Annotated in this window: 14 protein-coding genes; 9 read left to right on the forward strand and 5 right to left on the reverse strand. The window is 71.0% G+C overall.

Annotation, left to right across the window (positions count from 1 at the left end; genetic code table 11):
* The first annotated feature begins 38 nt into the window (after nt 1–38).
* The 4 genes from AB0M83_RS28055 to AB0M83_RS28070 all read left to right on the forward strand — a co-directional run bounded on the left by AB0M83_RS28055 (nt 39) and on the right by AB0M83_RS28070 (nt 3,140).
* Nucleotides 39–1,079, forward strand: coding sequence for an aldo/keto reductase (locus AB0M83_RS28055; protein WP_364521373.1), 1,041 nt, complete (start codon nt 39–41; stop codon nt 1,077–1,079).
* Nucleotides 1,080–1,333: 254 nt separating this feature from the next.
* Nucleotides 1,334–1,927, forward strand: coding sequence for a TetR/AcrR family transcriptional regulator (locus AB0M83_RS28060; protein WP_364521374.1), 594 nt, complete (start codon nt 1,334–1,336; stop codon nt 1,925–1,927).
* 135 nt (nt 1,928–2,062) lie between these two features.
* The gene (locus tag AB0M83_RS28065) at nt 2,063–2,524 is read left to right on the forward strand and encodes a hypothetical protein (RefSeq protein WP_364521375.1); all 462 of its coding nucleotides are present in this window, start codon (nt 2,063–2,065) and stop codon (nt 2,522–2,524) included.
* 52 nt (nt 2,525–2,576) lie between these two features.
* Nucleotides 2,577–3,140 (forward strand): hypothetical protein, encoded by a 564-nt coding sequence (locus AB0M83_RS28070; RefSeq protein WP_364521376.1) that lies wholly within the window; start codon nt 2,577–2,579, stop codon nt 3,138–3,140.
* A 470-nt stretch (nt 3,141–3,610) separates the two neighbouring features.
* Here AB0M83_RS28070 and AB0M83_RS28075 read toward each other — a convergent pair whose 3' ends face one another.
* Complete coding sequence (locus AB0M83_RS28075; protein ID WP_364521377.1) at nt 3,611–4,474, reverse strand: LysR family transcriptional regulator; 864 nt, start codon at nt 4,472–4,474, stop codon at nt 3,611–3,613.
* Nucleotides 4,475–4,566: 92 nt separating this feature from the next.
* On the opposite strand from AB0M83_RS28075, the gene AB0M83_RS28080 reads away from it, so the two are divergent.
* Nucleotides 4,567–5,412 carry an LLM class flavin-dependent oxidoreductase gene (locus AB0M83_RS28080; RefSeq protein WP_364521378.1) on the forward strand — a complete coding sequence of 282 codons (846 nt, stop codon included), beginning with the start codon at nt 4,567–4,569 and terminating at the stop codon, nt 5,410–5,412.
* Here AB0M83_RS28080 and AB0M83_RS28085 read toward each other — a convergent pair.
* Entirely contained in the window at nt 5,375–8,467 is a 3,093-nt protein-coding gene (locus AB0M83_RS28085; protein ID WP_364521379.1) for a LamG-like jellyroll fold domain-containing protein, read from the reverse strand. The genes AB0M83_RS28080 and AB0M83_RS28085 overlap by 38 nt on opposite strands.
* A gap of 88 nt (nt 8,468–8,555) precedes the next feature.
* Nucleotides 8,556–9,134, reverse strand: coding sequence for a TetR/AcrR family transcriptional regulator (locus AB0M83_RS28090; protein ID WP_364521380.1), 579 nt, complete (start codon nt 9,132–9,134; stop codon nt 8,556–8,558).
* Nucleotides 9,135–9,208: 74 nt separating this feature from the next.
* Between AB0M83_RS28090 and AB0M83_RS28095 the strand changes: the two genes are divergently transcribed.
* Entirely contained in the window at nt 9,209–10,228 is a 1,020-nt protein-coding gene (locus tag AB0M83_RS28095) for an alcohol dehydrogenase catalytic domain-containing protein (protein WP_364521381.1), read from the forward strand.
* Nucleotides 10,229–10,238: 10 nt separating this feature from the next.
* Here AB0M83_RS28095 and AB0M83_RS28100 read toward each other — a convergent pair whose 3' ends face one another.
* Nucleotides 10,239–10,823, reverse strand: a complete 585-nt coding sequence (locus AB0M83_RS28100) for a TetR/AcrR family transcriptional regulator (RefSeq protein ID WP_364521382.1) — start codon at nt 10,821–10,823, stop codon at nt 10,239–10,241.
* 100 nt (nt 10,824–10,923) lie between these two features.
* Here AB0M83_RS28100 and AB0M83_RS28105 point away from each other — a divergent pair, with 100 nt between their 5' ends.
* Complete coding sequence (locus AB0M83_RS28105) at nt 10,924–11,973, forward strand: aldo/keto reductase (protein ID WP_364521383.1); 1,050 nt, start codon at nt 10,924–10,926, stop codon at nt 11,971–11,973.
* Nucleotides 11,974–12,011: 38 nt separating this feature from the next.
* On the opposite strand, the gene AB0M83_RS28110 is transcribed toward AB0M83_RS28105, so the two are convergent.
* Nucleotides 12,012–12,578 (reverse strand): TetR family transcriptional regulator, encoded by a 567-nt coding sequence (locus AB0M83_RS28110; protein WP_364521384.1) that lies wholly within the window; start codon nt 12,576–12,578, stop codon nt 12,012–12,014.
* A gap of 103 nt (nt 12,579–12,681) precedes the next feature.
* Here AB0M83_RS28110 and AB0M83_RS28115 point away from each other — a divergent pair, with 103 nt between their 5' ends.
* A complete protein-coding gene (locus tag AB0M83_RS28115; RefSeq protein ID WP_364521385.1) occupies nt 12,682–13,038 on the forward strand; it encodes a muconolactone Delta-isomerase family protein in 357 nt (118 codons plus the stop codon).
* Between the two features lie 11 nt (nt 13,039–13,049).
* Entirely contained in the window at nt 13,050–13,469 is a 420-nt protein-coding gene (locus AB0M83_RS28120) for a DUF6640 family protein (RefSeq protein ID WP_364521386.1), read from the forward strand.
* Nucleotides 13,470–13,522 lie beyond the last annotated feature (53 nt).

Below are 13,522 nucleotides of genomic sequence, written 5' to 3' on the forward strand. Positions count from 1 at the left end.
GAACTGTACCCCACAGCTCGTGCCTCGAGGAGATTTCCGTGCGCTACCAGACATTCGGACGACACAGCGGGTTGCGGGTCTCGGAGTACGTGCTCGGCACGGCCACCTTCGGCTCGGCTCCCACCGCCGCCGGCCTGGCGGGCGCCAAGGCGATCTTCGAGGCGTTCGTCGCGGCCGGCGGGACCACCTTCGACGTCTCGAACATCTACCAGAACGGCGAGGCCGAGACCGTCCTGGGTGATCTCCTCGGTCGCGAGCGCGACGACTTCGTGGTGATCACCAAGTACAGCGGGACCCGGCAGGCCCGGGTCCGGCCGGGGACCACCGGCAACAGCCGCAAGACCATGATCCGCTCCCTGGAGGAGAGCTTGCGGCGGTTGAAGACCGATCACGTCGACGTCTTCATGCCGCACTTCCCCGACGGCGTCACCCCGGTGGCGGAGATCCTGGCCGGCTTCGAGGACCTGATCCGGTCGGGCAAGGTCCGCTACGGCGGCCTGTCGAACTTCCCGGCCTGGCGGGTCGCGGGCGCCGCCGTCCGGTCCGAGCTGAGCGGGCGCACGCCGCTGGCCGGCATCCAGACCGAGTACAGCCTGGCCGAACGCTCCGCCGAACGGGAGCTGATCCCGATGGCCGAGGCCCACGGGCTCGGGGTCGTCCTGTACTCGCCGCTGGCCGGCGGTCTGCTGACCGGGAAGTACCGGCGCGGCGAGCAGGGGCGGCTCAGTGCCCGGGCCGGCGAGGGCACCGATCACCGCACCGCTGTGCTCGACGCCGTCCTCGCGGTCGCCGAGGAGGCCGGGACCGGCCCGGTCCAGGTCGCGCTGGCCTGGCTCCGTCACCGCGCCGCCCAGGCTCGGACGTCGATGATCCCCATCGTGGGACCACGGACTCCGGCTCAGCTGGACGGCTATCTCCAGGCCCTGGACGTCGAACTCGGCCCGGAGCACCGCCGGCTGCTGGACGAGGTCAGCGCGATTCCCTTGGGCACCCCGCATGAAGACGTCGCGGCCGCGTGGGCCCACGGCATCGACGGCGATCGCAGCCTGCTCGACGCCCCGCTCGTGCCGGTGGCGTGAGGAGAACTTTCGGTATCGCGACTTCGCGATCGAGAAAGGACTTTCCGTCATGAGCGAACCCCTGTACCCCGGCATCGCCACCTCCACCGGCGACGGCCGGCGGGCTTCCTTCGCGGGACGGAGGCGACGACAGGTGGCCGAACGTTCTCTCCACTTGGATGGAGTGCTCACTCGCGGAAGGTCCGCTTCCTGCGGTGATGGACGGTGACGCGACTCGGTAGATACTGATCGTTCTATCTGTTACCGTCGGGTTGATGGTGCACAACACTCGGGGCCAGGTATCCGAAGCGCGGTCGAGGCTGCTCGCGACGGCAACCCGGATCTTCTACGCGGAGGGCCTGCACTCCGTGGGGATCGACCGGGTCGTCGCCGAGGCCAAGGTCACGCGCGCCACGCTGTACCGGCATTTCCCCAGCAAGGACGACCTCGTAGTCGCGTACCTTCAGAGCGTCCACGAGATGGAGTGCGAAGGGGTCGACAAGGCGCTCTCCAGCGGCCTTCCCGCGGCCGACATCCTGCGCGCCATTGCCAAGTCCATCACCGAGGGCATCCGGTCGGCCCAGTTCCGCGGATGCGCCTTCCTCAACGCGGTCGCGGAGTACCCGGACCCCGCGCACCCCGTGCACAAGGCCGTCCTCGCCCACCGCGAGTGGTTCCTGCGCACCATCACGGACCTGCTCGCGCAGGTCGGGAAGACGCCGCCCGGGCTCGCGGGCCGCCACTTCGTGATGCTCCGGGACGGCGCGATGGCGGCGGGCTGCCTGTCGGACCCGGCCGAGGTCTGCGACACGTTCCTCCAGGGCGTCGACGGGATCCTGCAGTTCCGCATCGACTCCGCGGCGAAGTAGCGTTCGGCCGGCGCCTTGGAAATAGAACGTCCGGTCTTGACCGGCTGATGGAGTCTTCGCTGCGGTGCGCTGCTGTACCTGCACTGGCAGGCCGGTGGCGGGTACGGTGACCCGCTGCTCCGCTCGCCCGAGAGCGTGCGTGAGGACGTGCAGCAGGTCCGGGTGACGGCGGACGCGGCCGAGGACGTCTACGGCGTCGTGCTCCGCGACGGCGAAGTGGACGGGTCCGCGACCGACGAGCGACGCGGGAAACTGCGGCGTCGCCGGGCTTCCGGCGCCGGACTGGCCGGGCTCACGCGCATCGGCACGCCGGAGCTGGGCGAGGTGCGGCGGCTCGACGACAACCTCGCGGTGCTGGCCGGCGGAGTGGTGGCGTGTGTCCACTGTGGAACCGAGATCGGGCCCCTCGCCGGGGGCGCGTTCGTCGCTTCGCTGGCCCGCCGTGAGGCGCCGCCGACCGAAGCGGGCCCGCACATCTGGCACGACCCGCTGGAGTACGTCGACGCGGAGATCGTCTTCCGGGTCTTCCGGCACGTAAGAATTCAGATAGAACGTTCTGTCTTGACAACGCGAGACCTGAGCACCATGCTGAACTGAGATAGAACGTTCGGTCTTGTCGGGGAAGGTTTCCCCGCATGGTGAAGGGATCATGGTGACTACTGTCGACTCGCCCGCCGTAGGTGGGTTCGCCCCGGCGCTGCGCCGGTTGTACTTCGTGCGGTTCGCGTTCGCCATCGTGTGGGCGATCCTGGTGTTCCTGACGACCAAGTCGGGGCTGGGGGCGGTCGGCGTCGTCCTGGTCGTCCTGTACCCGCTGTTCGACGTCGGATCGGCCATCGTGGACGCCCGGTCCGCGAAGGGCGCCGGCTCGGTCACCGGGCTGTACGTGAACATGGCGATCAGCACGCTCGCCACCATCGGCATCGGCGTCGCCGCCGCCTCCGGGATCCCGGCGGTGCTGCGGGTCTGGGGTGCCTGGGCGATCGTGGCCGGTCTCGTCCAGCTGATCGTCGGCGTCGCCCGCCGCAAGATGGGCGGCCAGTGGCCGATGATCCTCAGCGGCGGCATCTCCGTGCTGGCCGGCGGCTCGTTCATCGCCGGTGCCTCCGCGGCGAACGCGTCACTGTCCAATGTGGCCGGTTACGCCGTCCTCGGCGGCATCTTCTTCCTCGTCTCGGCGATCCGGCTCGGCCGCGCCGCCAAGGGGAACTGACATGACCACGTACGACGTCGTCGTCATCGGTGCGGGCCCGGTCGGGGAGAACGCGGCCGATCCATTGTGGACATGTACCCAGCGGGGAACATCGACTGGCGGCATCGCGAGATCCCGCTTCCGTTCCGGGCGCGCAGGCACCCGCGCGGGGACGAAGCCCAGGCGGCCACGCGGCAGTGGGCGCACCGTCTCGGGCTGATCCGGAGCGAGAGCACGCTGAGGAAGTTCGACGCGCTCGGCTACGGCCGCCTGATGCCTCGTGCACCGGCCCGGGACGAAGGTCCGGGAGCTGCCGATGGTGACTGTGCAGCCGTCGGGGTTGCGGATGGTCGTGGAGCGGAGGTCTGGCGCCTGACGGCAGGCCGGGATTCACGTGCGGTGTGCGGGGCGTCGGCGACCGCCTGGTCACTGTGCAACCGTCGGGGCTGCGTGGTCGCGGAGCGGGGGTGGCGGGCCGGGCTGGCCGGGATTCACGTGCGGAGTGCGGGGGCGTCGGCGAAGGCCCGCACGAACGACGACACGCAGTCCTCCGGGGTCGACAGCGAGGCGACGATGTGGCCGTCGATGGTCAACGGCGGGTCGAGCGGGATGGCGCGCACCCGGCGGGCGGCGAACCCGGTCAGCTGTTCAGCCGGTAGGAGGGTCCAAGCGTCCTGTCCGGCGCCGATCTCGATCAAGATCGTCAAGATCGAGCCGTCCGAGCGGGCCGCCGACCTGCCTTCGGCCTGGCGCAGTGCGGCGAGCACCGCGTTGTGCATCGCCGGGTCCTCGTCGTGGGCGGGCAGGCGCAGCGGGGTGCGGTCCAGCTCTCCGAGCGTCGCGCGGGGGTGGCCGGCCAGCGGGTGTTCCTCCGACACCACGGCGAGCAGCGGTTCGGACCAGGCCCGCACCACCCGGACGCCGGTCGGGTCCACCGGCCCGCGCACCAGCGCGAGGTCGAGCTCGCCGGCGCGGACCGCCGCGAGCCGGGCGGGCACCGGCAGGTCCACCAGCGCCGCTTCGGCCGGTCGCAGGAGCTCCGCCGCGCGTTCCAAGCGCGCGGTCACCCCGGGGGCGACGCCGATCCGCAGCCGGACCGCCGGCTCGCCGGCGACCACGCGCACGCGCGCCGCCGCGGCGAGCGTGTCCCGGGCGGCCGCCAGCACCCGCTCACCGGCCGGCGTGAGCCGGACGTGCCGGGGCGACCGGTCGAGCAGCCGGGTCCCGAGGTCCCGCTCGAGCCGCGCGATCTGGTGGCTCACGGCCGGCTGCACGATGTTGAGCCGCTCCGCGGCCCGCCCGAAGTGCAGCTCCTCGGCGACCGTCACGAAGTACCGCAACGAGCGCAGTTCCACCGTTCCTCCCGGGCCGCACGATGACGAAAAGTGATCGCTGGACAGTCTAAGTGGGTCTGGTTCGAGCCCGTCCCGGCAACTGGAATCGGTTCATGCACATCGGAACCGCTTTGATCGACCCTTCGTCCCCCGCGGAGGTGGTGGCGGCCGCGGCCGACGCCGCCGAGCGCGGTTTCGCCGGCTTCTGGACCAACCAGAAACCCGGCGGCTGGGACCCGCTCACCCTGCTGGCCTCCCTGCGCCGGCGGCCACCGGAGATCGGGACGGCGATCGCCGTCACCTCTCCGCGCCACCCGGTCACCACGGCGGCCGAAGCCCTCACCCTGCAAGCCGCCGCGGGTGGTCTCGTCCTGGGTCTCGGCCCGAGCCACGCCTGGTACGTCCGGGACCAGCTCGGCCTCGGCTACACCTCCCCGCTGCGCCACACCCGCGAGTACCTGACGGTCGTGCGCGCGCTGCTGCACGGCGAACCGGTCCGGCACGACGGCGAGTTCTTCACCGTCGACACCCGCCTGGACATCACCGCCCCGGCGCCCGGCCTGCTGCTGTCGGCGCTCGGGCCGCGCATGCTCGAGCTGGCCCGTGAACTCGCCGACGGAGTGGTCGTCACCTGGATCACCCCGCGGATGATCGCCGAGACCATCACCCCGCACACCGCCCCCGGCGCGCGCGTCGTCGCCCAGCTCATCACCCTGCTGAGCCCGGACCCCGACCGCGCCCGGGCCGGCCTGGCCGGCCGGCTCACCGCGGTGGGGCAGATGCCCGCCTACCGTGCTTCGCTCGGCCGGGCCGGGTTGTCCGGCCCGGCCGACACGGTCGTCATCGGGGACGAGACGGCGGTCGCCGACGCCCTCAAGCGCTATGAGGACGCCGGCGTGACCGACCTGATCGTCAGCCCGCTCAACGAGCGGAGCCGGACCCTGGACCTCCTGAGCTGACGTCGGCGGCCGTCAGAACCCGGTTCCACACGGTGACGTCGTCGATGCCGCCGGGCCAGAAGTCGCTGTGCCGGCCGCCGGAGACGGCACGGCCGACGGCCAGCGGGCCGGGGGCGGCGTCGCCGGTGGGCTGGCTCCAGGTCCTCGTCTGTGCCACGCCGTCGACGTAGAGGACGTACGTTCCGGCGTCGGCGTCGTGCACGCCGACCAGGTGGTACCAGCGTCCGGGCACGGGGGCGACGTTCGACAGCGCGCGGCCCGCACTGGTCGAGAACGCCAGGCGGTCGTCGGCCGCGGAGTACTGGAGGTAGAAACCGCTGCTCGGGTCGCCGTCCTGGCTGACCGCGGTGGCCCACGAACCCGTGCGGTCCAGCCGGACGCGGGCGCTGACCGAGTAGTTCCCGGTGGTGTCCACGACCGGGCCGCCGGTTTCCGCGTACTGGCCCGAACCGTCGAGCTGCAGCGCGGTGCCGGTGACGCCGGGGACCCAGCCGGGGGAGCCGGTCAGGGTGGCGTCGTGGGATCCCGCGCTGTCGTGGACGGTGGTGCCGCTGCCCTCGTCGAAGCTCCAGGCGCCGACCGGATCGTGCTGGCCCGCCGGGTGGGCGACCTGGACGCTCTGCCGCCGGTGCGTCGTTTCTTCGCCGCCACCGGGGCCGCGGTACGACGCGGTCGCGGTCAGCGTCGCGGCGCTGCCCGGCTCGGCGCCCGCCGGGGCCGTCAGGGTGTAGGACCACGTCCGGGACTGGCCGGGCGGGATCGTGGCCGGCGGGCGTCCGGCGGCGGTGGCGGCCCAGCCGGCCGGAACCGCGAGGCTCACCCGCGGGGAGAGGAGCGGGCGCTGCGTCGTGTTGCGCACCGTGACGTCGAGCGGGGTGCTCCGGCTGATCGTAACGACGCCGTTGGCGTTGGCGGGCCCGACGTCGATGCGGGCGTCCGGGCTCGAGGGTGCCCAGGACTGCAACTCGGTGACGCCGACGAAGGCGCCCGGCGGGTTGGTGAACACCAGCCGGACCTTGCTGGTGGTCAGGGTGGGGAACGTGATCCGGTTGACGCCGTTGCCCACCGGCTTCGCCGATCCGCGAACCTGGCCGGGGATCTCCTGCCAGGCCGAGCCCGTCCAGTACTGGAGGCTGTAGGCCGCGGCCGGCTTGACCCCGCCGCCGTCGTCGTAGCCGTGCCAGCGGATGTCGCCGACGGGCGTGGGGACGCCGAAGTCGACGCCGTAGAAGTCGTTCGCGTTCGGCGAGGCGTAGTTCGTCCACCGGGTGTTCTCCGGCACCTCGTTGTACCAGACCTTGCCGTCGAGGGCGTTCCACGCGTTGTCGTAGGTCCAGGTGTAGGAGGTGATCGGCCGGGGGTAGCCGGTGCGCAGCGGGTTGGCCGCGTCGTTGACGAGACCGTCGGGGCGGGGAAGCAGGGCGCCGCCGACGTCGACGGTCGTGTTCCGCAACGTCGCCGAGGACTGGACGAGCCGGCCGTCGACGTAGAGCCGCATCCCGGCGCCCTGGCCGTAGTGCTTGCCATCGCGGTCCCACAGCACCGTGACGTCGTGTCCGTGGTACGGCACGTTTTCGGCGGCGAAGTGGTCCCATGTGGACGGTACGAGCGGCCGGACTTCGAGCGTGTTCCCGGTTTGCGGGCGCAGCCCGATCAACCCGGACAGGACCAGGTCGGTGTAGGTCGAGTGGTTGTAGTCCTCACTGTGGTTGCGGCCGTCGTAGATCCACGCGTCGCGGTCCGGGTCGTGCGCCTCGGCGACGTAGGGCTTGCCGTCCTTGGTCTGGGTCCGGGCGTAGGTGGCCAGCGCGGCCGCGTAGTCCTCTTTGGACACCGTGCTCTGGGCCGGGTAGTCGTCCAGCAGGTTCGCCATGCCGGTCAGGGTCTGCGCGGTGGCGAAGGGCCAGCTGGGCCCGTCCCAGCGGCAGCAGGAACCGGCGTCCTTCATGAAGTACGGGCTGCGGCGCTCCGCGGTGGTCGGGCCGTACGCGCTCGCGAATCCGCTGGGGTCGCGCAGCTGGGCCCACGCCGTGCTGTCGGCCGGCTGCGCGGCGCCGAACATCCACGGGAGGTAGCCGATCTGCTCGCGGCTGTCGGACAGCCGGTGGCTCGGGTTGTCGTCGCGGGCCATGGCGTAGTAGAAGCCGCGGGTGGGGTCCCACAGCCATTTCTGCAACGCGGCCTTGAGCTGCGCGGCGCGCTGGGCGTACTCGGTGGCGAGCTGGTGGTCGCCGACGGAGTCCGCGATGCGGCTGATCGCGACGGCGTCGCCGTACTGGTAGGAGTTGAGCGTCGGGCGGTACCCGGCGCCGCCGTGGTACGGCTCGGCCGACTCGTAGGACGAGGCCGAGAACTCCATGGCGTCCCAGACCGGCACCGACCAGTACAGGCCGAGGCCGGCGTTGTACTGCTTGTCCCAGCCGCGGTACTGGCGCACCAGCGCCGGCAGCAGCTCGCGCAACGGCGCGAAGTCCCCGGTCACCTGGGCTTGGCCGTAGGCCGAGCTCGCCAGCCACACGCTGTACTCGTGCGCCCAGTCGGTGGTGTCGGCGTTGACGTCGTCGGTGGCCGGCTTGGGGCCGGCGCCGGGGCCGGTGAGCCAGAACTTGAGGTAGTCCCGGCCGTAGGACGGGTCGCGCAGCCAGCGCCCTTCCGTCAGCTGGTGCCCGGTGGCCGCGTTGATCGCCTGGTAGGGCGCGGCGTACCCGCAGCAGTCGAGGAACTCCGTCGAGATCCAGCCGTCCGTGGGATTGGTGTAGCGCAGGTGTTCCTTGAAGACGCGCCACCGGTAGTAGTAGACGTTCTCCATCGTGGCGTCGGGCAGGTCCACGAACGGGATGTTCGCTTCGTACCAGGCGGGATCGGCGTAGCCGGCGAGGGCGGAGCTGTGGTCCAGGAAGTGCGTCCCGGCTGCCGGCGCGGCGGGAGCCGCGGTGGTCTCCGCCGCGTCCGCGACGCCGGCGAGAGCGAGTTGAGCGATGAGGCCGGCCGCGGCCAGCCAGGCGATCGCGCCGCGTCCGCGTCGGTTATGTCTCCAGGACAGCCGCTCGCGCATCGAGCCTCCCACGAGGATTTACAACGTTGTAAAACACAGACTCGACCACTATCGCTCAGGAAAGCCCAAAATGGAACACCTTCGTGGCTCAGTGGCCGGCGAGCTGGGTCCGGATGACGCGCTCGACGATGCCTTCGAGGCTCGCCGGGATGTCCCGGCCGGCGCCGAGGTAGCGGCGCACGGCGGCGTAGGGCAGGTCGAGGACGACGAGGAGGATTTCCGCGGTCTCGTGCCCGGTCGCCGTCTTGAGGCCGGTCACCAGCTGGCGGATGTGCTCGTCCCAGCGTGCTTGGTCGGCCTCTCGCGCGCTTCGGCTTTCCGCGGGCCACGCGGCGGGCTCGAAGGCCCCGAGGCCCGCCAGCAGCACCCACGCGTCGGCAGGGTTGGCGCGGCACCACGACACGGTCCGCCGCCCGAGAGCGGCCGCCGCGGCCACCGGCTCGCCGGCGAAGAGCGGGTACAGCTCGGCGTGGAAACCCCCGACGGCCCGGTTCCAGACGGCGGCGAGCAGAGCCGCACGGTTGGGGAACCGGTGGTAGACCGAGCCGCTGGACACCGCCGCCTCCCGGATCACGCCGGCGATGGTGATCGCGTCGGGGCTCCCGGCCGCGAGCAGCCGTACTGCGGCGTCGAGGATCGCCGACGTGTCGTGGACCAGGCGAGGCATGGGTTGACGATACCGAACCCGCTCTCTAGAGTCTGCTCTCTAGAGAGAATCCTCTAGTCAACGGCGGGAGACCCATGCAGAGCCTCGTCCTCACCGGTCCTCGCGGCCTGGAATGGCAGGACCGGCCGGCGCCCCGCCTCTCCGCCGGCGGGGACGCGTTGGTGCGGCCCATCGCCTCGTCCGCCTGCGACCTCGACCGCCGGCTCGTCGTCTCGCCCGCGCCGTTCGAGACGCCCTTCGCGCTCGGCCACGAGGCGGTCGGCGAGATCGTCGACCTCGACGGCGACGACTCGCCGCTGCGGGTCGGCCAGCGGGTGGTCATCCCGTGGCACATCAGCTGCGGCACGTGCGAAAACTGCCGGCGTGGCCTTCCGGGGGCGTGCGCTTCGGTGCCCGGTCTCGCGTCCTACGGCACGAGCGCCGGCGGCCTCTGGGGCGGGTTGTTCGACGAATTGGTGCGCGTCCCCTGGGCGCGGCACAACCTGACGCCGCTGCCGCTGGCCGTCGAGCCCTTCGTGGCCGCCTCGGCCGCCGACAACCTCACCGACGCCTTCCAAGCCGTCCGGCCGACGCTCGAAGCGCGGCCCGGCGCCGAGGTGCTCGTGGTCGGGGGAACGGCCAGTCTCGGGCTGCTGACCGTCTTGTGCGCCGTCGCCCTGGGGGCCGCGAACGTCACCTACCTCGACGTCGACGAAGGGCGTTGCGCCCAGGCCGCCGCCGCGGGCGCGACCGTCGTCGCCGTCGACGCGTACCCCGATCGGCTCGACGGCGGTTTCGATCTGGTCGTGGACGCCGCGGCGGCGGCCGCGGGGTTCCGGTGCGCGCTGCTGTCCACCCGCCCCGGCGGCACGTGCGTCGTCCGGTCCGTCTACTTCGGAGAGCCGCGCATGCCGTACTTCGCCTTGTACGCGACGGGTCTCAACCTCGTCATCGGACCACCGCACGCGAGCCCGCACGTACCGGACGTGCTGAAGCTCATCGCCGAGGGCATCCTGGACCCGGCACCGATCCTGGCCGGTCCGTTCGGCTACGACGAGGCGGTCGGGGTCCTGCTGGACCCGCCGCCGGGCAAGCCGGTCTTCACGCGCTCGTGAGCCGGGCCGCTCACACCGGTCGGGGCGTCTGCTCGAGGCCGGAGAACACGGCGGCGATCAGGCGCCGCCCCTGTGCGGCGCCCTCGTCGTTGTTCGCCACCCGCCACAGGAAGCTCATCAGCATGATGATGTCCGCCGGGTCGTGCCCGGCGGCGATGGTGCCTTCCGCCACGCAGGCGTCGACGAGCTTCTTGACCGCCGCGGTGGTCGGTGCCCAGGAAGCGTCGATCACGTCCTGGGCGGCGGCGCTGTGCAGCGCGTCGCCGAGGCCGTGCTTGATGCGGATGTAGGCGGAGAGCGTCTCGAACCACTCGACGAAGGCGGCTTTCGCGGACGAATGCCGCTCGAGGACCTCGTCGGCCGTGGTGGTGAGACGTTCGATGTCGTGCTGGTAGGCCGCGAGGATCAGGTCTTCGCGGGTGGGGAAGTGGCGGTAGAGCGTCCCGGCGCCGACGCCGGCGCGCTTGGCGACTTCGCTCAGCGGCACCAGCGGGTTCTGCGCGAACAGCTCGTGGGCGGCCTCGATGATCGCGACACGGTTGCGCGCGGCGGCCTTGCGCTGCGTGCCGTACGTGCCCGGCGTCTGGTCGGTCATGCCTCGATGATGCCCCACGCTTTGACTCGCGGACGATCCTCCGCTAGTTTCGGACCAACATGCGGAGAATCGTCCGCATGTTGGATCCCAGGAGCCTCTCATGCGCTACCGCAAACTCGGCACCACCGGCCTCGACGTCTCGCCCATCGCGATCGGCGCGATGACCTACGGCGAACCCGACCGCGGCCACCCCGTCTGGTCCCTCGGCGAGGCCGACGCGCGTCCGCTGATCAAGCACGCGCTGGACGCGGGCATCAACTTCTTCGACACCGCGAACATGTACTCGAACGGGTCGAGCGAAGAGATCCTCGGCCGGGCGCTGAAGGACTTCGCCGACCGCGACGACGTGGTGATCGCCACCAAGCTGCGTCACCCGATGCGTCCCGGCCCGAACGGGAAAGGCCTGTCCCGCAAGGCGATCATGACCGAGGTCGAGCACTCCCTGCGGCGCCTCGGCACCGACTACATCGATCTCTACCAGGTGCACCGCAACGACCACGCGACGCCGCTGGAGGAGACGCTCGAAGCGCTCAGCGATCTGGTGAAGGCGGGCAAGGTGCGCTACCTGGGCGCGTCGTCGATGTTCGCCTGGGAGTTCGCCAAGGCGCTGCACCTGCAGAAGCAGCACGGCTGGGCCCGGTTCGTGTCCATGCAGGACCACTACAACCTGCTTGCCCGCGAAGAAGAACGCGAGATGATCCCGCTGTGCCTGGACGAGGGCGTCGGCACGATCGTCTGGAGCCCTCTCGCGCGTGGCCGCCTCGCTCGCGCTTGGGACGACGCGAAAACGACCGCCCGCTCGGAAACCGATGGCGGCTACGCCGACCTGCTCTACTCGCCCGCGGAAGAGGCGTCGAACCACGCCATCGTCGACGCGGTCGGGAAGGTCGCGGCCGGCCACGGCGTGAGCCGCGCGTCCATCGCGCTGGCGTGGCTGCACCGCCAGCCGGTCGTCACCGCTCCGCTCGTCGGTGCCGGTTCGACCAAGCAGATCGACGACGCGATCGCTTCGCTGGACGTCGAACTGAGCGACGAGGACGTCCGCGCTCTCACCGCCCCCTACACGCCGCGGTATGACTGGCAGGGCGTCTCGGACGAGGCGACCATGGACGCGATCCGCGCCCGGGTACCGGGAATGGCGCTCAAGTAAGGCTTCGGCGCGGCCGCCCGCTTGTTCGAACGCGGGGATCAGGCCGGTGCGGTCAGGGCTCGCAGCTGGGCGAACGACCGGTCGATGGCGTCGCGCAGGTCGAGGTCTTCGGTGGCGTCGACCCAGTGTTGGAAGGCGACCCGGTACACCGCGGCGCCCGTTTCGGTGGCCAGGGCGGCTTCGGCGGCGGCGATACCTCGACGTCGGAGGCCGTCGGCGAGGGTGGCCGACATCTGGGCGAGCTTGATCAGCTCCCGTTCCCGGAGGTCGGCGTTGGCCATGATCACCGCGTGCCGCTTCCGGGCCAGCTCGCGGTCGTGCCCGATGGTGTCGGCCACGGCGTCGAGTGCGGCCGTGACGATCTCGAGCGTCGACGCCGTGGCGGGCGCCGCTTCCAGTGCGGCCAAGGACTTTTCCTCCAGTTCGGCCGCGGCGTCGAAGAGGACCTCGCGCTTGTCGGCGAAGTAGCGGAAGAAGGTGCGGGCGGTGACGCCGGCCCGCTCGGCGATGTCGGCCACCATGGTCTGCTCGAAGCCGCGCTCGAGGTAGAGGGTCAATGCGGCCTCACGCAGCCGGTCACCGGCTCCTGGCTCCCATCGTCCCATGGGGCCGAGCTTAGTGCGTTCGCGCAGTGATGTCAGCTGATGACATCGGCGTGGTACGGTGATGTCATCAGCTGACATCACCGCCACCGAAAGGGCTGAACACATGTCACCGACCCAAAACACCGCCGAGACGTCCACGTTCATGGTGTTCGCCACCTTGCGTGACGACACGGACTTCGCGGAGTTCGCCGCGCTGCGAGAGGACGAGCAGAAGCAGCTGGAGGTGCTGCGCTCGGCCGGGCGGATCGGCGCCCACCACGTTTCGCCCACCCGGCGGGCGACGTTCGTCGAGGTCATCGCCGCCGACGAGGAAGAAGTCGCGGAGACGCTGGCCACTCTGCCGTTCGCCCGGTTCTTCGACGCCGACGTCTACCCGACCACGCCTCCCGACGCCGCGGAGACCGCCCACCGGCTCGCGATCGCGACTCGGCAGCCCGCTGTTCCCGCAACGACGGCCTGACGGAGAAGGACATGGCGAATCTCAAGGTCGGGAAGTTCCCCGTCGGCAAGGTGCTCATCTCCTTGTCCGCGGCGGGAACCATGGTCGGCGCGTACATCGCCGACTGGAACGAAACCCACATCCACAACCCGGCGTGGCCACCCCACGCCAAGTTCCACAACGCGCAGACCATGAGCATGGGCGTCGGCCTGGGCGTGGCGGCGTTGTACCACTTGTGGAAACCGGGCCGGTCACGCCAGTCGCTGGACAGCGCGGCGGTCATCGCGAGCCTGTACGGGCTCACCCAGCTTTCCGCCGTGCTCTACCCGGGCACCGCCAGCGTCGACCCGCCCCGCGAAGACGACTGGCCGCAGCTCAAGTCCACTTTGCCCAGTCTCGGACTGGTCCTGCTCGGCTACTTGACCGAGCGCCGCCGGATCACCCGGAAATGACGATGCCGTGACTACCGAGGACTGACGATCCCCGGAGCCGGGGCACGACGATC

It is taken from the genome of Amycolatopsis sp. NPDC051106 (assembly GCF_040682775.1).
Taxonomy (GTDB): Bacteria; Actinomycetota; Actinomycetes; order Mycobacteriales; family Pseudonocardiaceae; genus Amycolatopsis.

What these genes read in the sequence shown, in the direction of transcription:
- AB0M83_RS28060 (WP_364521374.1), top strand. Translation starts at nt 1,334, where the DNA reads ATGGTGCACAACACTCGGGGCCAGGTATCCGAAGCGCGGTCGAGGCTG.
- AB0M83_RS28070 (WP_364521376.1), top strand. Translation starts at nt 2,577, where the DNA reads ATGGTGACTACTGTCGACTCGCCCGCCGTAGGTGGGTTCGCCCCGGCG.
- AB0M83_RS28080 (WP_364521378.1), top strand. Translation starts at nt 4,567, where the DNA reads ATGCACATCGGAACCGCTTTGATCGACCCTTCGTCCCCCGCGGAGGTG.
- AB0M83_RS28085 (WP_364521379.1), bottom strand. Translation starts at nt 8,467, where the DNA reads ATGCGCGAGCGGCTGTCCTGGAGACATAACCGACGCGGACGCGGCGCG.
- AB0M83_RS28090 (WP_364521380.1), bottom strand. Translation starts at nt 9,134, where the DNA reads ATGCCTCGCCTGGTCCACGACACGTCGGCGATCCTCGACGCCGCAGTA.
- AB0M83_RS28095 (WP_364521381.1), top strand. Translation starts at nt 9,209, where the DNA reads ATGCAGAGCCTCGTCCTCACCGGTCCTCGCGGCCTGGAATGGCAGGAC.
- AB0M83_RS28100 (WP_364521382.1), bottom strand. Translation starts at nt 10,823, where the DNA reads ATGACCGACCAGACGCCGGGCACGTACGGCACGCAGCGCAAGGCCGCC.
- AB0M83_RS28105 (WP_364521383.1), top strand. Translation starts at nt 10,924, where the DNA reads ATGCGCTACCGCAAACTCGGCACCACCGGCCTCGACGTCTCGCCCATC.
- AB0M83_RS28110 (WP_364521384.1), bottom strand. Translation starts at nt 12,578, where the DNA reads ATGGGACGATGGGAGCCAGGAGCCGGTGACCGGCTGCGTGAGGCCGCA.
- AB0M83_RS28115 (WP_364521385.1), top strand. Translation starts at nt 12,682, where the DNA reads ATGTCACCGACCCAAAACACCGCCGAGACGTCCACGTTCATGGTGTTC.
- AB0M83_RS28120 (WP_364521386.1), top strand. Translation starts at nt 13,050, where the DNA reads ATGGCGAATCTCAAGGTCGGGAAGTTCCCCGTCGGCAAGGTGCTCATC.